The following is a 15,301-nucleotide window of genomic DNA, read 5'->3' on the forward strand; positions in this document are numbered from 1 at the left end:
TGTTATTTAATTTCGATTAATGTTACTGTACTTTTTATTGGTTGATTTACAACAATCTTATTTCCATCTCCTACAACTCCGAAAGCTCTGTATGACGGAATTACAAATGTAATTGTTTCTCCCTTTTTCATCAACTTTATTCCATCTTGTAATGCCGGAATAAAATCTTCTTTATCTACTTTATAATTTCTTTCTTTCTTCTGATAAATAACATTTCCTTGTACATCAGAAACTTCATAACTCAATAAAACAAGGTCTTCTGATTTAGGTTTTACGGTATTTAAAGTATCTTTAACAATGTATGTATACCAAAATCCGCTTTCTGAAGCTATATATTTATGAATTGTATCTTTAGAAATAAAGTTTTCTAATCGCTCTTTCTCTAAAGCATTTAGTTTTTTATTTTTAGCAATAACCTCTTTATAAAAGTTAACGGTTCCTTGTTTTTTTGGCCTTCTTGCTTCAGGCTCTTTACAAGAACTTATACTTAAAACAACTAGTAAGAAAAAAACTATATTAAACTTCATAAGATGCTTCTAATTCTTTTTGATAGTTAGGTAATAACGCTGTAAATGTTGCAATCGTATCTTCCATCGACTCTAAACTTTTACCTCCAGCTGCATTGTCATGTCCACCACCTGAAAAATGATTTCTAGCAAACTGATTTACAGAAAACTTCCCTTTACTACGAAGTGACATTTTAATTATTCCTTGTTCTTTATCTTCAATAAAAATAGCTGCAAATACAATTCCTTTTAAAGAAAGTGCATAATTTACAACACCTTCTGTATCTCCTTTTTCGTAATTAAACTTTTTCTTTTCTTCTTCGGATAAAGTTATAAAAGCTGTTTTATACTCTGGCAACAACTTCATATTACTTAAAGCTTGCCCTAACAGTAACAAACGGCTGTATGAATTTGCATCGTGTACATTACTATGAATCTCATCATTCTTAGCTCCCTTATCAATTAAATCTGCAATAATACGGTGCGTTGTACTTGTGGTTGATCTAAAACGGAAAGAACCTGTATCGGTCATAATACCTGTATATAAACAAGTTGCTATATTTTCATCAATCAAAGCAACATCTCCCATCATTTCAATGAAGTTATATACCATTTGACAGGTAGATGACATAGTAGTATCTGAATACATATACTCAAAATCGTCTGGTTGTTGATGATGATCTATCAATGCAAAATCATTCTTGTATTGCTCTAAAGTATTCTGCATATCGCCTCCTACTCTGTGCAATGCATTAAAATCTAAAAGGAATACAATTTCTGAATTATTTAAAGACCGAACACTTTGCTTGTTCTGACGATCAAAACGATAAACGGTATCCGACCCAGGAATCCAATGTAAAAAATCTGGATATTCATTAGGCATAACCACCTGAGCGGTATGTCCTTTTTTATCTAAATAATGTTTTAATCCTAAAGTAGAGCCAACGGCATCACCATCGGGATTCCTATGACCTATTATCACAATATTTTTAGGTTGCGATAAAAATTCTTTGAGTTCTGTAAAGTGTTTTAAAATCATAAGTGGCGAATATACAATTAAATTAAAAAAATTGTGTAATTTCGCGCCGATTTTGTGTGACGTTCACACGTACAACTATTAAAACAAATACAGATGGCAACAAATAGAACTTTTACAATGATTAAACCAGATGGTGTTGAAAACGGACATACTGGTGCAATATTAGACAAAATTAATGCTGCAGGTTTTAGAATCGTAGCAATGAAAAAAACGCAAATGACTAAGCGTGATGCTGAAGCTTTTTATGCTGTGCATAACGAACGCCCTTTCTTTGGTGAATTAGTTGAATTTATGACTCGCGGACCAATTATCGCTGCTGTTTTAGAAAAAGACAACGCTGTTGAAGATTTTAGAACTTTAATCGGTGCTACTAACCCTGCAGATGCTGCTGAAGGAACTATTCGTAAAATGTTTGCTACATCTATTGGTGAAAATGCTGTTCATGGATCTGATTCTGATGAAAATGCTGCTATTGAAGGTGCTTTCCATTTTTCTGGTAGAGAGATGTTCTAAGAACACACTTTCTTAAAATATAAAAAAACTCGTTACTAAATCGTAACGAGTTTTTTGTGCTTTTTATTGTAGACAAAAAACTACACCAACATTAATTTCTTCACCAATGTTTCGCCCATTTCTTCGTTAATCATAGTTATGATTTTATCTTTTCCGTAACTTAATTGCTCTCTTAACGCTGACGAAGTTAAACTAACTATTAAAGTTCCGTTTTGCAATTTTACTTCGTTTGTATATGACACCACTCCTGGCCCCATCATTTTACCCCAAGCCTCGTCTATGTGTATTTTCTGAAAACCTTTATTTAAGTTTCCTTCTTTTATAAAACTACCTAACAAATCTTTCATTGAAAGACTATCATTTTCTCTTTTTTTTGCCATAATTAATTATGATAATATGTAATTGTGAACAAAATAAAGTAACCTTTAATTAATTACTTTAACATTCTTTCCTGTAATTACTTTATAATTTAAAAATCTGATATTCTTGATTACTCTTTTTTATAACACTTTCGGTACGATCAAAATGCGTGTCGGTAATAAAAATTTGTCCAAAAGCATCATTATTTACCAAATCTACTATTTGTGCAACACGATTTTCATCTAATTTATCAAAAATATCATCTAATAATAAAATCGGAGTTACATTAGATTGTTTTTTTATAAACTCGAACTGCGCTAACTTTAAAGCTATTAAATATGATTTTTGTTGCCCTTGAGAGCCAAATTTTTTAATCGGATACTCTCCTATTTCAAAATTTAAATCGTCTTTATGAATTCCTGATGACGTGTATTGCAATAACCTATCTTTCTCTAAGCTTTGCGAAAACAAATCTGTCAAGGAAGAATTGTGTAACTGACTTTTATAACGCAAATTCACTTCTTCTTTAGCGCCCGATATAATTTGATGCTTTTCATTAAAAATAGGCACAAACTCCTCTAAAAAAGCTTTTCTCTTCTCATAAATAACGGTTCCGTATTCAACTAATTGTTCATCGTACACTTTTAAATTTAATGCATCAAAAATTCTGTTTGCTGCAAAATACTTTAACAAAGCGTTACGCTGACTTATTATCTTATTATACGAAATTAACCCTTGTAAATAGCTTTTATCTTGCTGAGAAATAACGCCGTCTATAAATTTTCTACGAGTTTCACTTCCTTCTACAATTAAATCTCTATCCGCAGGTGAAATAATTACCAAGGGTAACTGACCGATGTGCTCAGAAAACTTTTCATAAGCCTTTCCGTTTCTTTTTAGCATTTTTTTCTGACCTCTTTTTAAAGAACACAAAATTTTCTCATTTCTGTCGCCTAATAAGTAATCTCCTTCGATCATAAAAAAATCTTGACCATGACGAATATTCTGTCCAGCGACCGAATTAAAATAACTTTTTGCAAAAGATAAATAGTAAATAGCATCTAAGACATTGGTTTTACCAATTCCGTTATTACCTACAAAACAATTTATTTTCTTCTGAAAATCAAAGGTTTGCGTTTCTATATTCTTAAAATTTACTAGTGATATTTTCTGCAAATACATGAATGAGAATTATTTCGAAAAAGAAAGCGCAAATTATCATTTTTTTTACGAATAACCGATTTTTAAAATCCAATTTAAAAACATACTTTTGTCGCCACTAATTTTTAAGCAATTATGGCTACATACAAGAAAAGAGGTTATAAACCTAAAAAAGAAAAGTTTGCACAGGAAGAAGTAGAAAACTTTGATGAATCTCAAAGTACTACCGCCGAAGTATTTAATACTTTAGACGATACAGCCAACAAATCTGAACAATGGATTGAGAAAAACAGCAAGCCTTTATTTTACGGGTTGGTAACAGTTGCTGCTTTAATTTTAGGATATTTAGCATACACTAAGTTTGTTGCAGAACCTAACGAACAAGAAGCTTCTAACGAATTAGCTTACCCAAGAACTTTCTTTGCAAAGGCTACAATATCTGCAGGAGTTGCAGCTGATTCTTTATATAATTTAGGATTAACTGGTGGTGACGGGAAATATGGTTTTACTGATATAGCTGCTGATTTTAGCGGAACTAAAGCAGGGAACTTAGCAAACTATTATGCTGGTATTTCTTACTTAAAAATGAAAAAATACGAAAAAGCAATAGAATATTTAAGTGATTTTAATTCTGATGATGAATTATTAGGCCCAACTGCTTTAGGTGCTATCGGTGATGCTTTTGCTGATATTAACCAACCAGAAGATGCTTTAGCTTATTATCAAAAAGCTGCCAACAAAAAAGACAATGACTTTACATCTCCTTTATTTTTATTCAAAGCAGCTCAAATTGCTATGGACTTAAAGGAATATGGTACTGCTGAAAAATTATACACAAGCATTAAAGAAAAATACGCTACTACTGATCAAGGTAGAGATATTGAAAAATATATCAATAGCGCAAAATATGCTCAATAATGGCAACAACAAATTTATCATATTACGATAAAGCTTCAATCCCAAATGCGAAATCTTTTCGATTTGGGATTGTTGTTTCAGAATGGAATCCTGAAATTACTGGCAACTTACAAAAAGGTGCTATCGAAACACTTTTAGATTGCGGTGCAACAGAAGAGAATATTATTTCTTGGGAGGTACCTGGAAGCTTCGAATTAGTTTACGGTTGTAAAAAAATGATAGAATCTCAAAAAGTAGATGCTGTTATTGCAATTGGAAACGTAATTCAGGGAGAAACAAAGCACTTCGATTTTGTTTGTGAAGGAGTAACACAAGGAATTGTAGATTTAAACATTAAATACGATGTTCCTGTTATTTTCTGTGTCTTAACAGACAACACAAAACAACAATCTTTAGATCGCTCTGGAGGAGAATTAGGTAACAAAGGTATTGAATGTGCCGTAGCTGCTGTAAAAATGGCTGCTATTAAAAACTTAGAAAGACCTAAAGGTTCTTTAGGATTTTAAAGATCACAAAAATTACAATTAAAATATAAAGAACCAAGATGTTTATCATTTTGGTTCTTTTTTTAACTTTAATTTAGTCATAACTTTTGACCACTTATTCATAATTCAGTAACTTTGAATTTCGTCTTAATTTGGTGTGATTTTTGTTACACTATAGTATTCAAAACAACAGCATTTTATGGGATTTATTAAAAGAGAAAATAAAAAGTTCGATTACAAGCCTACCTATTACAAAGGCGAAGGAAATCCGTATCAAGTAAAACATAAATTTGATAAATACCGCACGACTGTTGGTAAATCAAAAAATTTAAAAGGAAAATTTACTGCTGCAATTAATGAATTTAAAAACTCTGAAAATGGCGGATTCAACCCAACAATCTTAATTATAATTGCTATTTTACTGCTATTATTTTTATTTTTTATCGAATTTGATCTTTCTATATTTTTATCTAAAAACAACTAATGTCAGATATTATACAATTGCTTCCTGATCATGTAGCAAATCAAATTGCAGCAGGTGAAGTAGTACAAAGACCCGCTTCTGTAGTTAAAGAATTGGTAGAGAATTCGATTGATGCAGGTGCTAGTTCTATAAAACTTTTAATAAAAGATGCCGGTAAAACTTTAATTCAAGTAATCGACGATGGTAAAGGAATGAGTGCTACCGATGCACGTTTAAGTTTCGAGCGTCATGCTACTTCGAAAATTAAAGATGCCCAAGATTTATTTAACCTAAACACCAAAGGTTTTCGTGGTGAAGCACTGGCTTCTATCGCTGCGATTGCGCATGTTGAGCTAAAAACAAAACAAGAAGAGGAAGAATTAGGTTCTCAAATAAAAATAGAAGGAAGTAAAATTGTTTCTCAAGAACCTGTTTCAACTTCTAAAGGTACAAGTATTGCGGTTAAAAACTTGTTTTACAACATCCCAGCAAGAAGAAATTTCTTAAAATCAGACACTATTGAAACCCGTCATATTGTAGATGAATTTCAAAGAGTTGCACTAGCACATCCTGGCATTGCATTTTTATTACATCACAATAATACAGAGGTTTATCATTTAAAGAAAAGTAATTTACGCAAACGAATTGTGGCTATTTTTGGCGCAAAAATGAACGAGAAATTAGTTCCTATTTCTGAGCAAACCGATATTATTACTATAAACGGATTTACTGCTAAGCCTGAGTTTGCTAAAAAGAAAAGAGGTGAACAATACTTTTTTGTAAATAACCGATTTATAAAAAGTTCGTACTTAAATCATGCCGTTTCTAATGCTTTTGAAGGTTTACTAGAACACGGTTCACATCCGTCTTATTTTTTATATTTAGAAGTGCCGCCAAATAGTATCGATATAAATATACATCCAACAAAAACTGAGATTAAGTTTGATAATGAAAAAGCATTATATGCTATTTTACGTGCTACTGTAAAACACAGTTTGGGGCAATACAATGTTGCACCGGTCTTAGATTTTAACAGAGATGCTACGCTTGATACCCCATACGATTACAGTAAAAACAAAAGGACCTCATCCTCTGTTCCTCCGATTAGTGTAGATCCTACATTTAATCCGTTTAAAACAGAAACTAGTTACGAGTCAAAATCAAATAACTCAAACGATTCACAGGGTTCTAAATCGGTGAGTTATCAATCAAGTTTCAAAAAAGACACCAGTAACTGGGAAGCTTTATATACCAATACAGAACCGTTAGATACTGTAAAACAAGAACAGCTTTTTGAAAGTCATCAAGAAACTGAAACTGGTAAAACTTTTCAGATTCAAAAAAAATATTTATTAAGTTCTATAAAATCTGGTGTTGTTTTAATCAATCAATCACTAGCACATCAACGTATTTTATACGAAGAATTTTTAGAGAATATCACCGTAAAAGAAGCTAGTAGTCAACAATTATTATTTCCTGTAAATATTTCTTTCTCTAAAGCGGATATTGAAATGATATATACGATAAAATCGGATTTAGAAAGTGCTGGTTTTATGTTTGATGAATTTACGAAAGAAAGTGTTGTTATTGGCGGAATGCCAACATCAATAAGTGAAAGTCAAATCACTTTAATTTTAGAACAATTATTAGACGATATTAAGCTAGAAGTGCCTGATACTAGTTTTAGCCATTTTGATGTCATGGCAAAATCTTTTGCAAAATCATTGGCTATAAAAACAGGAACAGTACTATCAACTAAGGAACAAGAAAACTTAGTGGACGATCTATTTTCTTGTAAAGAACCAAATGCATCGCCTCTTGGTAAACCAACGTTTAAAACATTGACTTTAAACGAAATTGACACCATTTTTAATAAATAAAATAAAAACATGGGAAAATTAACTGACGCTATAAAACATCTAATAATCATTAACGTGATTATGTATTTTGCGCCGCAATTTTTAAATTTAGACTTAACAAATATATTTGCTTTACATTATCCACAAAACGAGCATTTTGGTGTTTGGCAATACGTTACGCATACTTTTATGCATGGCGGAACAATGCATTTACTTTTTAACATGTATGCGTTATGGGCTTTTGGTACTCCTTTAGAACAGATGTGGGGTAGAAATAAATTTATATTTTTTTACTTCTCTGCAGGTATCGGTGCGGGGTTGATATATACACTTGTAAATTACTACCAATTTAATGGTATTTACGAGCAAATAGCAGCATTAGGTGTTTCTCCTTCCGAAATACAAAACATTTTAACTACAGGGCAGTACAATGAAAATATAATAACGCTTTCTAACAGAACAATGAGCGAGTTTTACAGCTTGTACCACACGCCTGCCGTTGGTGCTTCTGGTGCTGTTTATGGTATATTAGTTGCCTTCGGATTAACGTTTCCGAATGCAAAACTAGCATTGATCTTTTTCCCAGTGCCAATTGCAGCAAAATACTTTATTCCGTTAATGATTGCTAGTGATTTATTTTTTGGTGTTACGAAGTACTCAATTGGTAATATTGCACATTTTGCACATATTGGAGGTGCTATTATTGGTTTTATTATTGCTTGGTATTGGAAAAAAAATCAGTTCAAAACTCATTAATGTAGTATATTAGATTCCTTGAAAGAAAAAGAAAATTGATGAATACTTTAGATAACTTAAAATATCGTTTTAAAAATGCAGGTATTGTAGAGCAACTTATCTACGTAAACCTTGCTGTTTTTTTATTGGTTTTTATTACCAATACTTTTGGATTTTTATTTCAATCTAATAACAACTTATTGGTTGAATGGTTTTCTTTACCTGCCAACTTTGATGAGTTTTTATACAAACCGTGGACAATTATTACCTACGGTTTTTTACATACTAGTTTTCTTCATATACTATTAAATTTAGTAGCTTTATTTTATATAGGCCATCTTTTTAAACAATATTTCACCTCTAAACAATTACTAAATTTTTACCTTCTAGGAACCTTATTTGGCGGAATCTTGTTTTTAATTAGTTATGCTATTTTTCCTGTATTACTAAAAGAAGCTAATATTAGTGTTTTACTTGGAGCATCAGCAGGAATTTCAGCAATTTTTATAGGTATTGCAACCTATATACCTAATTACGAATTAAAATTTCCTTTAATTGGTTTTGTGAAATTATGGACTTTAGCTTGTATTTGGGTAGCTATTGATATTATACAAATACCTGCCGGTAATGCTGGCGGCCATATTGCACATATTGGCGGTGCTATATTTGGATTTTTATATGTTGTAAGAGCCAGCAATAAAGAGTTAGAGATTTTAGAACCGCTAAAAAAGTTTTTTGAGAGAAAGGAAAAACCTTTAAAGACAGTTTATAAATCTGGAAAAAAACCATCAAAAAACAACTACAAAAAATCAGAAAACCAAGCTGAAATAGATAATATTCTAGATAAAATAAGTAAATCAGGTTATGATACTTTAACAAAAAGTGAGAAAGACTTTTTATTTAAACAAGGTAAATAATCAAATGAAAAAATATTCACTTGTCCATAAGTTGATGTTCTTTATCAATTCAGTTTTTGCAACTGTTTTGTTGCTCTCTTATGTGTTACCTTTTCTATCTCCAAAAACAATCCCTGCACTTGCCGTTTTTAGTTTATTTGTTCCTTTATTAGTTATTTTAAATATTGCTTTTTTTATATACTGGTTACTTAAACTACATAAAAACGCTTTATTATCACTACTTATATTAGTAGTTGGCTATTTCATTTCTCCGCCTTTAATAAAATTTTCTAATAAAGAATTCATATTAAATAACGACTTAAAAGTGATGAGTTATAATGTGCGATTATTCAATCATTATAAACATTTAGAAGATAGCACTACCGAACAAAAGATTTATGATTTTATTGATAATGAAGATCCCGATGTTCTTGTAATGCAAGAGTTTTACAGATCTAAATCATTAAACATAAATCTTCCTTATAAATACATTAAAACCAAGTCGAAAGCTAATAAATTCGGACTAGCTATTTACTCGAGATACCCGATTATAAACTCAGGCTCTTTAAACTTTAAAAACAGTGCTAACAATACTATTTTTACTGATATTTTAAAAAATAAAGACACAATTCGCGTTTATAATGTACACTTAGAATCCTTGAAAGTAAATCCGGAGAAAGTAAATTTCGGAGAGAAAGATTCCGAACGCTTATTTAAACGTTTATCTAACGGTTTTAAAAAACAAGTAAGTCAAGCTGAACTTATCTTACAACATGAAACCTTATGGAAAGGAAAAAAAATTGTGTGTGGCGATTTTAACAACACAGCATATTCTTGGGTTTACAACAAATTATCTAAAAACAAAAAAGATGCTTTTTTAGATGCTGGTATTGGCTTAGGTAAATCTTTTAGATATATCTACCCTATGCGTATAGATTTTATTTTTACTGACAACAAAGCAACTATAAATTACTACAAAACATATAGTGATATTAAATTATCAGACCACTACCCTATTATGACACGTTTACATTGGTAATTTTAAGAACCCTATAGTTCTTTTTTTAAAACTATAAATACTAACCAAACACTTCATACTATTTCGTATCTTGCCCTTTGCATATGATACAATTTATACTTAACAATCAGATTATTAAAACACCTGTTAATTCAGGTATTACGCTACTCGATTTCATTAGAGATCATCAACAGTTAAAAGGTACAAAAATCGGTTGTCGCGAAGGCGATTGCGGAGCTTGTACTGTTTTAATTGGCACAGTAGAAGGCGATAATGTAAACTACAAGAGTATTACTTCTTGTATTTCTCCTTTAGGGAACGTAAATGGTAAACACATTGTTACTATAGAAGGAATTAACTTGCCTAAGAGCCTAAATACCGTTCAAGAAGCGATGACTAGTAATTACGCTACTCAATGCGGATTTTGCACGCCTGGTTTTGTAGTTTCTATGACTGGTTTTGCTTTAAGCAACAATAATAACACTACTTGTAATGATGCCATTAGTGGTAATATTTGTAGATGCACCGGTTATAAATCTATAGAAAAAGCAGGTTTAGAAGTTGAAGAAAAGTTAGCTAATAAAGACGACAATCATCAAATAGATTGGTTGATTAAAGAAGGTTTTATTCCTAATTACTTTGAAACGATTCCTGATCAATTAAAAAAAATAGGGGCAAAATCTTCTGAACAAACAAAAGGAATAAAAGTTGCTAACGGAACCGATTTATATGTTCGCTCTGCGGATAAAATGGCTGACGAAGAGGTTTATTTACTCGCAGGTAAAAAAACATTATCTGGTATTTCTTTTTCTGAAGGAATTTGCACTTTAGGTGCGAATACAACGGTTACTGAAATTGCAGAAAATAAAAAGCTACAAACGTTGTTTCCGAAGTTAAAGCAGTTTATGAAATTAATTTCATCGGAACAAATTAGAAATATGGGAACCATTGGCGGTAATTTCGTTAATGCTTCTCCAATTGGCGATATGTCTATTTTCTTTTTAGCCTTAAATGCTACTTTAACAATTATTAAAGAAGACGAATCAGAACGTCATATTTTATTTCAAGAATTTCATCAAGATTACAAAAAATACGATTTAAAAGAAAATGAAGTCTTAAAGGCTATTTCCTTTAAAGTTCTTCAAAAAAATGAAGCTTTTAATTTTGAAAAAGTAAGCAAACGTACCCATTTAGATATTGCGAGTGTTAATGCTGCTGGTAGAATATCAATAGAAAAGAGTACTATTATAGGAGCTCATTTTTCAGTAGGTGGCGTTGCTGCTATTCCGAAATACCTATACAAAACGAATGATTATTTAATCGGAAAAAAGATGAATGCTGATACTATAATAGCAGCACAAGAAATACTTCAATCAGAAATATCACCAATTAGTGATGTAAGAGGAACATCAGCATACAAACGTTTATTAGCTAAACAATTATTCTTTGCCCATTTTATCGAATTATTTCCGAATCTAATCGAACTAAAAAAACTAATTGCCTAATGAAAAACATAGATAGTTATACACATGTTCGAGGAGAATCGTTATTTGTAGATGATTTAATGCTCCGCCAAGATGCTTTAATAGGCCTATGCTTTGATTCGCCAAAAGCGCATGGAAAAATAAAATTGGTAGATTATTCTAAAGCAGAAGCCTTAGAAGGTGTTGTGAAAATATTTACCTACAAAGATGTTTTAGGAGAAAATCAAATCGGAGGAATTATTCCTGACGAACCGCTATGGGCAGAAAATGAAGTACATTTCTGGGGACAACCAATTGCTTTTATTGTTGCTAAAACAGAGGCTATTGCTAAAAAAGCAAGAGCTTTAATTACCATTGATATTGAAGAGCTTCCTGTTATTACAACAGCAAAAGAGGCTAAAGAAAAAAATAGTTTTATCAACGCACCTCGCTCTTTTAAACTTGGTGATTCATCTGGTTCTTTTTCTGAATGTGAATATGTTTTTGAAGGTGAAACATTCTCTAACGGACAAGAACATTTATATTTAGAAACACAAGGTTGTTACGCTGTTCCGTTAGAAAACGGAAACATAAAGCTAACTTCTTCTACCCAAGGACCAACGCAAGTACAAAAAACAGCTGCTAAAGTATTGGGAATTCCGATGCATAAAATTGAAGTAGATGTTATTCGCTTAGGTGGTGGTTTTGGGGGTAAAGAAGATCAAGCAACTCCTTGGGCAGTTATGACAGCTGTTGCTGTACAACATTTAAATCGCCCAGTAAAATATATGTTGAATCGTCATGACGATATACGTATGACTGGTAAGCGCCATCCATATTCTTCTTTCTATAAAATAGGATTGACAAAAGATTTAAAAATTAAAGCTTTTGAAGTTGAGTTTTTACAAAATTCTGGTGCTGCTGCCGATTTATCTCCAGCAATTGCAGAACGAACTTTATTTCACGCCACTAACAGTTATTTTATTCCGAATGTAAGCACTACTGTATTTAGTTGTAAAACTAATTTACCACCCAACACTGCTTTTCGTGGTTTTGGCGGGCCACAAGGAATGTTTGTTATAGAAAGTGCCATTGCCGATGCAGCAGATAAAATAGGCATCAATAAAAAACAAATACAAGAAGTTAATTTGTTAGCTGAAAATGATGAGTTTTCATACGGACAAATTGCAACACAAGTAGAGGCTAAAAACACCTGGTTTACTGCTAAAGATACTTTTGATTTAGAACAATTAGAAGCTGAAAAAATTTCTTTTAATAAAGAGAATAATAGATTCAAAAAAGGAATATCATTAATGCCAATTACTTTTGGTATTTCATTTACAAACACACAAATGAATCATGCACGTGCATTGGTTCATATTTATCAAGACGGTAGTGTGGGAATTTCTACAGGAGCTGTAGAAATGGGACAAAGTGTAAACACTAAAATGCTGCAAGTTGCACAAACTGTTTTAGGCGTTTCAGCTGCTAAATTAAAGCTAGAAACTACCAATACAACTCGTGTTGCAAATACTTCGCCTTCTGCAGCGAGCTCTACTGCAGATTTAAACGGAAAAGCAGTTGAAATGGCTTGTAATACATTAATTGAAAGATTAACTGAAGTTGCTACTACATTAACTTCATCCGAAGAAAAAAACATTTCTTTTCAAGAGGATTTTGTTTTTATTGATGGTAAAAAATCTACTATTTCATGGGAAGATGTAATTAGTCAAGCCATGGTGCAACGTGTTGCTTTAACTGAAAACGCTCATTACGCTACACCTATTATTCATTTTGATAAATCTAAAGAAAAAGGGCATCCGTTTGCGTATCATGTATACGGAACAGCAATTACTACTACAACGGTAGATTGTTTGAGAGGAACTTATGAAATTGATGCCGTAAAAATTGTGCACGATTTTGGTAAATCTATGAATTTGGGAATTGATATCGGTCAAGTTGAAGGAGCCTTAGCGCAAGGAATTGGATGGATGACTATGGAGGAAATTGCCTACAATTCTGACGGGCGTTTATTATCGAATGCGTTATCTACGTATAAAGTTCCTGATATTTTTTCTACGCCGAAAATAGTAGAAACGATTCCTGTTAAAACAACAGGAAATGATATGGCTATACAAAAATCGAAAGCGGTAGGTGAACCTCCTTTAATGTACGGAATTGGTGCTTATTTTGCGATTCAGGAAGCTGTTAAAGAATTTAATCCTAATTATAAATTAAAATTTCACGCGCCTTTTACGCCAGAAAAAGTATTAATGGGCTTGTACGAAAACCAATAACAGTTATTTAATATTTATAGATTCTTTTACCTATAAACTCTAAAAATAAAAAATCAATCAAACTACAATACACCAAACAAAACATATTAAAAGGCGCTATTATTTATAGCACTGGAGATACGATTGCAGCACTTTTATTAAACGATTTTTCTATATATCGGTTACTCGGAATGATGTTGATCGGAGCAACCATATATGCTTTTGAAATTCCTAATTATTTTATTTGGATTGATAAAAAAACAGCTGCTTTTACCGGCATAAAAAAAACGGTAGCAAAAACAGGTTTGGCTATCGCTTATTTTAATCCGATATGGGTTTTTAGGCACTTAGCTTTTATTAAATTATTTTCAGGAAATTACGATGAAATAAACAAAGATTTATTAATGATTGCACTGTTATCTTTTACGGTAAATATTCCAATATCATTTACTGTTAATTTTATCATCCAAAATAAAATACATTTAAATTGGCGTTTTATAGCCAGTGCAATTTTCTCTGCTTTAATGGCTATTTATTACGCTTTAAGTGAAACAATTTTTAATTAACTAATCATTAAGAATAAGATGTTGTAGTCTTCTTTAAAGGATAACTTCATCATACTTATTCGCTATGACAGTAATAACAATCAATGGGATTCTGGAAATACGTATTAGCTAAAATAAAAGACAATCAAAAAGTATATGTCTTAACAGTTATTGAGAACTTCGGGAGTTCTCCTGGAAGAAAAGGTTTTAAAATGTTAGTTGCACAAGATGGATTTATTTTTGGATCTATTGGCGGTGGTGTAATGGAGTTTACTTTGGTTGAAGAGGTTCAAAATCTTTTACAAAATGAAGATTCACCTGTATTTATAAAAAAACAGATTCATAAAGGTACTATAGAAAACGGATCTGGAATGATCTGTTCTGGTGAACAAACAATTGCTTTTCATTGTTTAGATTTTAAGCAGATATCTGTAATTGAAAGTATTTTAAGCTGTATTCAAACAGGACAAAACGGAACATTAAATTTAACGCCTAACTCATTCTGTTTTTCAAAAAAACAACAAGAAAATCAATTTAATTATCAAATTAATTCAAATTCTGATTGGTATTTTAATGAATATATAGGTTATAAAGAAACTTTATATATTGTTGGCGGAGGGCATGTTGGAGTAGCTGTTTCAGAAACGTTTGTAAAACTTGGGTTTTATGTAGTTGTTTTTGACAATAGAGAAAACCTCAACACTCTCGAAAATAATAATTTCGCACATAAAAAATTAGTTGTTGATTATAATGATATCAACAACCATATTCCTGAAGGAAAAATAAGTTATATAGCTATTATGACCAACAAATACACCGATGATAAATTGGTTTTAAGTAAACTACTTAAAAACGATTATAAATTTATTGGTGTTTTAGGCAGTAAGGCAAAATTAGAAACAATGTGGGAGGTTTTACGAAACGAAAAACACTCGCAAAAAGAGTTAGATGCTGTTTATGCTCCTATTGGTTTATCAATAAAAAGTGAAACTCCAGAAGAAATTGCCATTAGTATCGCTGCTCAAATTATTCAGCTAAAAAACCTAAATAAATAATTTTAAAAA

The 15,301-nt window shown here is 31.5% G+C and carries 16 protein-coding genes; 12 read left to right on the forward strand and 4 right to left on the reverse strand.

The window, feature by feature from the left end; genetic code table 11:
- Positions 1 to 2 precede the first annotated feature (2 nt).
- Both gldI and H0I30_RS06620 read right to left on the reverse strand, forming a co-directional pair.
- Positions 3 to 527 carry a gliding motility-associated peptidyl-prolyl isomerase GldI gene (gldI, locus tag H0I30_RS06615; protein WP_218771096.1) on the reverse strand — a complete coding sequence of 175 codons (525 nt, stop codon included), beginning with the start codon at positions 525 to 527 and terminating at the stop codon, positions 3 to 5.
- Entirely contained in the window at positions 517 to 1,545 is a 1,029-nt protein-coding gene (locus H0I30_RS06620) for a bifunctional oligoribonuclease/PAP phosphatase NrnA (RefSeq protein WP_218771097.1), read from the reverse strand. The genes gldI and H0I30_RS06620 overlap by 11 nt, the downstream gene beginning before the upstream one ends.
- A gap of 93 nt (positions 1,546 to 1,638) precedes the next feature.
- On the opposite strand from H0I30_RS06620, the gene H0I30_RS06625 reads away from it, so the two are divergent.
- Positions 1,639 to 2,058, forward strand: a complete 420-nt coding sequence (locus H0I30_RS06625; RefSeq protein ID WP_218771098.1) for a nucleoside-diphosphate kinase — start codon at positions 1,639 to 1,641, stop codon at positions 2,056 to 2,058.
- Between the two features lie 80 nt (positions 2,059 to 2,138).
- Here H0I30_RS06625 and H0I30_RS06630 read toward each other — a convergent pair whose 3' ends face one another.
- Entirely contained in the window at positions 2,139 to 2,438 is a 300-nt protein-coding gene (locus tag H0I30_RS06630; protein ID WP_218771099.1) for a DUF721 domain-containing protein, read from the reverse strand.
- Positions 2,439 to 2,520: 82 nt separating this feature from the next.
- A complete protein-coding gene (locus H0I30_RS06635) occupies positions 2,521 to 3,600 on the reverse strand; it encodes a DNA replication/repair protein RecF (RefSeq protein ID WP_218771100.1) in 1,080 nt (359 codons plus the stop codon).
- Between the two features lie 114 nt (positions 3,601 to 3,714).
- Here H0I30_RS06635 and H0I30_RS06640 point away from each other — a divergent pair, with 114 nt between their 5' ends.
- The 11 genes from H0I30_RS06640 (at position 3,715) to H0I30_RS06690 (ending at position 15,292) form a co-directional block, all read left to right on the forward strand.
- Positions 3,715 to 4,497 (forward strand): tol-pal system YbgF family protein, encoded by a 783-nt coding sequence (locus H0I30_RS06640; protein ID WP_218771101.1) that lies wholly within the window; start codon positions 3,715 to 3,717, stop codon positions 4,495 to 4,497.
- Complete coding sequence (gene ribH / locus H0I30_RS06645) at positions 4,497 to 5,003, forward strand: 6,7-dimethyl-8-ribityllumazine synthase (protein ID WP_218771102.1); 507 nt, start codon at positions 4,497 to 4,499, stop codon at positions 5,001 to 5,003. The genes H0I30_RS06640 and ribH overlap by 1 nt, the downstream gene beginning before the upstream one ends.
- A gap of 178 nt (positions 5,004 to 5,181) precedes the next feature.
- Positions 5,182 to 5,466 (forward strand): riboflavin synthase subunit beta, encoded by a 285-nt coding sequence (locus tag H0I30_RS06650; RefSeq protein WP_218771103.1) that lies wholly within the window; start codon positions 5,182 to 5,184, stop codon positions 5,464 to 5,466.
- The gene (gene mutL / locus H0I30_RS06655; protein ID WP_218771104.1) at positions 5,466 to 7,325 is read left to right on the forward strand and encodes a DNA mismatch repair endonuclease MutL; all 1,860 of its coding nucleotides are present in this window, start codon (positions 5,466 to 5,468) and stop codon (positions 7,323 to 7,325) included. Before H0I30_RS06650 ends, mutL begins: the two co-directional genes overlap by 1 nt.
- A 9-nt stretch (positions 7,326 to 7,334) precedes the next feature.
- Positions 7,335 to 8,060 (forward strand): rhomboid family intramembrane serine protease, encoded by a 726-nt coding sequence (locus tag H0I30_RS06660; RefSeq protein WP_218771105.1) that lies wholly within the window; start codon positions 7,335 to 7,337, stop codon positions 8,058 to 8,060.
- 38 nt (positions 8,061 to 8,098) lie between these two features.
- Positions 8,099 to 8,956, forward strand: coding sequence for a rhomboid family intramembrane serine protease (locus tag H0I30_RS06665; RefSeq protein ID WP_218771106.1), 858 nt, complete (start codon positions 8,099 to 8,101; stop codon positions 8,954 to 8,956).
- Between the two features lie 4 nt (positions 8,957 to 8,960).
- On the forward strand, positions 8,961 to 9,974 hold the full coding sequence (locus H0I30_RS06670; RefSeq protein ID WP_218771107.1) for an endonuclease/exonuclease/phosphatase family protein: 1,014 nt from the start codon (positions 8,961 to 8,963) through the stop codon (positions 9,972 to 9,974).
- 83 nt (positions 9,975 to 10,057) lie between these two features.
- Positions 10,058 to 11,458, forward strand: coding sequence for an FAD binding domain-containing protein (locus H0I30_RS06675; protein ID WP_218771108.1), 1,401 nt, complete (start codon positions 10,058 to 10,060; stop codon positions 11,456 to 11,458).
- Positions 11,458 to 13,713, forward strand: coding sequence for a xanthine dehydrogenase molybdopterin binding subunit (locus tag H0I30_RS06680; protein ID WP_218771109.1), 2,256 nt, complete (start codon positions 11,458 to 11,460; stop codon positions 13,711 to 13,713). Before H0I30_RS06675 ends, H0I30_RS06680 begins: the two co-directional genes overlap by 1 nt.
- Before the next feature lie 170 nt (positions 13,714 to 13,883).
- Complete coding sequence (locus H0I30_RS06685) at positions 13,884 to 14,258, forward strand: hypothetical protein (protein ID WP_218771110.1); 375 nt, start codon at positions 13,884 to 13,886, stop codon at positions 14,256 to 14,258.
- A gap of 83 nt (positions 14,259 to 14,341) precedes the next feature.
- On the forward strand, positions 14,342 to 15,292 hold the full coding sequence (locus H0I30_RS06690) for an XdhC family protein (RefSeq protein ID WP_218771111.1): 951 nt from the start codon (positions 14,342 to 14,344) through the stop codon (positions 15,290 to 15,292).
- The last annotated feature ends 9 nt before the right edge of the window (positions 15,293 to 15,301 follow it).

The organism is Tenacibaculum sp. AHE14PA, assembly GCF_019278465.1.
In the GTDB taxonomy this organism is placed as follows: domain Bacteria; phylum Bacteroidota; class Bacteroidia; order Flavobacteriales; family Flavobacteriaceae; genus Polaribacter; species Polaribacter bernardetii.